We start from the raw sequence: 4,388 nt of genomic DNA on the forward strand, positions 1-4,388 counted from the left end.
GGCTCAGTATCCGGGTTCGCTCGTTATCGTCACCAACGAGGTTGGTGACGGGATCGTGCCCGAATATCCGCTTGGACGGCTGTATCGGGATTTGAGCGGAATCATGAATCAACGAATCGCCCATCTGTGCGATCAAGTATTTTTGGTGACGGCGGGCATTCCCATAGAGCTTAAACAGTTGGAGTATAAGCTATGAGCCGCGAACGTCAAGCTGTTGCTGCGGCCTTTCAATTTTTATCCCGTCTTCCGGTTAAGGCGGAGCTGGACTTTTCCCCGGAATTGCTTAAGCGTAGTGCAAGCTATTATCCCCTGGTCGGAGCAGTGATTGGCCTCATTGTCTGGTGCTTTGCAGTGCTCGCCTCTTTGGTGTTGCCGCCGTTGCCATGTGCGGTTCTTACTCTCGCCGTATGGGCTTGGCTGACGGGTGGACTGCATTTGGACGGCTGGATGGATGCGGCTGATGCGTTGTTCAGCTACCGTTCCCGTGAGCGGATGCTGGAGATTATGAAGGATAGTCGTGTAGGAGCAATGGGCGTCATTGCTTGTGTGCTGCTGCTCATGCTCAAGGCCTCTTTATTATATATTGTGCTGGATACCGTGCTGGTTGAGCGAAATCTGTCCAGCTTGTTGCTGCTTCCGATGGTTTGGAGCCGCTGGTTTATGGTGCATGCGATGAAGCGTTGGCCTAAAGCTCGTAACGATGACGGACTGGCAGCGCGTTTTGCCGATATGAGCGGTGGACGTGTCGGATTGGCTGTATTCTGGGCTGTTCTGGTGACTCTGGGTGCGGCCTTAGGACAATACTTCCTTGCCGGGTTACCTACAGAAACAGGTGGCATAGGGGATTCGTCGACGGCAGGGGCATACATACGGACGTTCCTTATGTATTCCAAGGACCTTCCCATCTGGATAGGCTTTGTGCTGCTGCCCTTGTTGGCTTACGGTGTTGGAACCTTTGCGGCTAATCGTGTCAACCGCCGTTTGGGCGGGCTGACGGGTGATATTTACGGAGCCTTGAACGAATTGCTGGAGACTGTTCTGTTGCTGTTTATTGTAATTTTGTACGGGCTGTGATGTGATCTGTTTAAAATGAATTCATTAAAGGGGAAGAGGCAATTGTCAACTTTCGAATCGTCCTGCACAAACTCGGCTGCTGTATTAATGCTTCAAGGAACAGCATCGGATGTGGGTAAAAGCGTGGTGACGACTGCCCTGTGCCGTATATTTGTACAGGACGGCTATCGTCCCGCACCGTTTAAGTCACAGAATATGGCACTCAATTCGTACGTCACTGAGGACGGCAAGGAAATTGGACGCGCTCAGGGTGTACAGGCTGAGGCCTGCGGTATTGAAGCGACCACCGACATGAATCCAATTTTGATTAAGCCCGTCAAGGATATGCACTCACAAATTGTTGTACACGGTGTACCATATGCCTATATGAGCGCCTCCGATTACCGTAAAGACTTTTTGCCAAAAGCCAAGCAGACGGTCATGGATGCGCTGAACCGGCTGCGTGATACCTATGATATCGTGCTTATGGAAGGGGCGGGCAGCCCGGCCGAGATTAATTTAAAGGATCGCGATATTGTAAATATGAATCTTGCGGGCTGGGCGGACGCTCCTGTATTACTTATTTCAGATATCGACCGGGGCGGTGTTTTCGCTTCTCTGGTAGGAACGATCGAGCTGCTGGAGCCACATGAAGTGCAGCGTATCCGAGGATTTATTATTAACAAATTTAGAGGCGATTTGTCTCTGCTACAACCCGGACTGGATTGGCTGGAGGAACGGACTGGTATTCCGGTACTCGGTGTGCTGCCTTTTCTGCCGGACATTCGCATTGAGGCGGAGGATTCCGTGGTACTGGACAAAAAGCCCCGACTGTCTGCAAAAGATAAGGAACTGGACATTGCGGTCATTCGATATCCGCGGATTTCCAATTTTACGGACACGGATGCTTTGGCCGCAGAGCCAGATGTGAGCGTACGTTATGTCACAGAAGTCGGGGAATTGGGCGTGCCGGATGCCATTATTTTACCAGGGACCAAGGACACCATCGGCGATCTGCTTGAGTTGCGCGACAGAGGTCTGGAGGAAGACATCCGACAGGCCATGCAGACAGGACGTACGCAGTTGGTCGGCATTTGTGGAGGCTATCAGATGCTTGGTACGGCTTTGTTTGATCCTGAGGCAGTAGAATCCGGTTTGCCCCAGCAGGCAAAAGGTTTGGGATGGCTGGCTTTAACCACGACCTTTTTAAAGGAAAAACAAACTGTGCGCGTACAAGGAACCTTGTCTAATCATTGTCCACTGTTGCTAAACACTGCATCTGATTCAGATGCTGATCCCAAGCCAATCATTGAAGGCTATGAAATACATATGGGTGTTACGGAGTGTGTTACAAAGTATGTTACGGAACTACAACCACCTGGAGACGGAGCTTTAGGCATGGATCAAATGCGTACGCTATTCCATATCCGGCGTGGCGAAGGAACAGGCTTTGAGGAAGGCTGGGGTACGACAGATGGTAAAATATGGGGAACCTATTTGCATGGTGTGTTTGATAATGACCGTTTTCGCCGCTCCTGGCTGGATGGATTGAGACAATCGAAGGGCTTGACACCGCTTGATAGCACCTTCACTGTACGGGAAGCCAAGGAACAAGAGTTTGACCGTGTTGCAGAGGTGGTCCGGGCTCATTTGGATATGGATCAAATTTATCGCATTATGGGGATGAAAATTTAACCATGATACGTAATACCTGGACTATTAATACGCTTTTTTAAAATAAAGAGGTGTCTCCACAGCCAGATTCATGACTGAGAGGCACCTCTTTTTAGGTTGCCTGCTTACACTATTTTAAATTTTTGCACTGCTTTTTGCAGTTCAGTCGCTTGCTTGCTTAATTGACGTACTACCTCGCTGTGACTCTCCATTTCATTCAATTGCTCCTCGGTATTTAAACCGATTTCCTGAATCATATGCTGTGCATTGGCAGCAATAAGGGCTGTCTCCTCTACGGAAGCCGATACTTCTTCTGAGCTTGCAGATACTTGCTGCGTTGCTGCGGATACCGTCTGAATCGTAGCATTGATTTTTTGCATAAGCTCACTGAGCTGATTAAAGGCCGAACTTGCTTGTTGAACCATTTCCGTGCCCGAATGAATTTCACGACTGACCCGGGTGACGGATTCTACGGACTGCTGCGATACTTCCTGAATGGTAATCAAATAGTCGGAAATCTCCTGTGTTGCTTCCTTGGATTGCTCGGCGAGCTTGCGGACCTCTCCGGCTACGACGGCGAAGCCGCGACCATGTTCACCCGCACGGGCAGCCTCAATGGAGGCATTCAGGGATAGCATTTGAATTTGTTTCGTAATATCGAAAATAGCAGAAACGATGCTGCCAATGGCTTCGGAGCGCTCATTCATGCTATGAATGTATCGCAGCGATTCATCGGCGGCTTGTCCTACCTGTGTCATTTGGGCTACAGCATGTTGAGCGAGTGTATTACCGTTAACCGTTTCTTGGGTCGCTTCACTGATTTGGTCGGATACATCATTGGCAGAGGATGCAATATGCTGCACCCCTTGAGCGATTTCCTCCATGGCCTGTGCATTTTCGGCAGCAGCCGAAGCTGTTTCCCGCAAGCTCATGACCCTGATGTCCGATATCCCTATTGAATACGTTGAAATTTCTGATGAAATCATCCAATATGCCAAAACGATACTTGGTGTAGAGTTGCATGACAGCATCTATATTTCGCTGACGGATCATATCCATTTTGCCATCGAGCGTTATCGTTTGGGTATGGATATCAAAAATGCACTTTACTGGGAAAACAAACGAATGTACCGCAAGGAATTCTCAATTGGGACCAAAGCATTACACATGATTCAGGACAAGCTGGGAGTTACGCTTCCGGATGATGAAGGAGCGTTCATCGCTCTGCATTTGGTGAATGCACAGCTCAACAGCGAAATGCGCGAAACGATAGCCCTGACGAACATCGTCAAGGATATTATAAATATTGTCAGTCGCTTTTTTGTAATAGAGCTGGATGAAGAGTCGTTAACCTATTACCGCTTTATTACACATCTCAAATTTTTTGCGCAACGGGTAATGAATGGGACTCCTGTACAAAATACAGATAATTCCCTTCATGATATGGTTAAGGTGCAGTACAAGAATGCGTATGCCTGCGCAGAAAAAATAAGGGGTTATACGACTAAAATCTATGGTCGAGGCTTGTCCCAGGATGTCGTGTACAGAGCTGCCGCTTATCATTCTGTAGTAGATACAGCACATGCAGCGTGCATCTCAATATTCAGAGTCGGCCATCAGGCCGGCTCAGATTGTCGAGAAACCCTGTCTTTGGAGACGAG

At 48.8% G+C, this 4,388-nt stretch carries 4 protein-coding genes and 1 pseudogene; 4 read left to right on the plus strand and 1 reads right to left on the minus strand.

Going from position 1 to position 4,388, the window contains the following annotated elements; all coding sequences use genetic code 11:
* The 3 genes from L693_RS0117945 to L693_RS0117955 form a co-directional block, all read left to right on the plus strand.
* Positions 1-196, plus strand: a 196-nt coding sequence (locus L693_RS0117945) for a bifunctional adenosylcobinamide kinase/adenosylcobinamide-phosphate guanylyltransferase (RefSeq protein WP_025718780.1), incomplete at its 5' end; no start/stop codon positions are given.
* Positions 193-1,074, plus strand: coding sequence for an adenosylcobinamide-GDP ribazoletransferase (gene cobS, locus L693_RS0117950; RefSeq protein ID WP_025718781.1), 882 nt, complete (start codon positions 193-195; stop codon positions 1,072-1,074). The genes L693_RS0117945 and cobS, both read left to right, overlap by 4 nt.
* A gap of 42 nt (positions 1,075-1,116) precedes the next feature.
* The gene (locus tag L693_RS0117955) at positions 1,117-2,748 is read left to right on the plus strand and encodes a cobyric acid synthase (RefSeq protein ID WP_025718783.1); all 1,632 of its coding nucleotides are present in this window, start codon (positions 1,117-1,119) and stop codon (positions 2,746-2,748) included.
* A 104-nt stretch (positions 2,749-2,852) separates the two neighbouring features.
* Here L693_RS0117955 and L693_RS0117960 read toward each other — a convergent pair.
* A pseudogene (locus tag L693_RS0117960) lies at positions 2,853-3,641 on the minus strand (methyl-accepting chemotaxis protein); the annotation flags it as partial.
* Here L693_RS0117960 and L693_RS0117965 point away from each other — a divergent pair.
* Positions 3,610-4,388, plus strand: a 779-nt coding sequence (locus tag L693_RS0117965) for a PRD domain-containing protein (protein ID WP_231503695.1), incomplete at its 3' end; no start/stop codon positions are given. The pseudogene L693_RS0117960 and the gene L693_RS0117965 overlap by 32 nt on opposite strands.

Source organism: Paenibacillus sp. 1-18 (assembly GCF_000520755.1).
In the GTDB taxonomy this organism is placed as follows: domain Bacteria; phylum Bacillota; class Bacilli; order Paenibacillales; family Paenibacillaceae; genus Paenibacillus; species Paenibacillus brasilensis.

Bases quoted from the DNA above. Each gene is read 5' to 3' on its own strand.
- cobS (WP_025718781.1), top strand. From the start codon at position 193: ATGAGCCGCGAACGTCAAGCTGTTGCTGCGGCCTTTCAATTTTTATCC.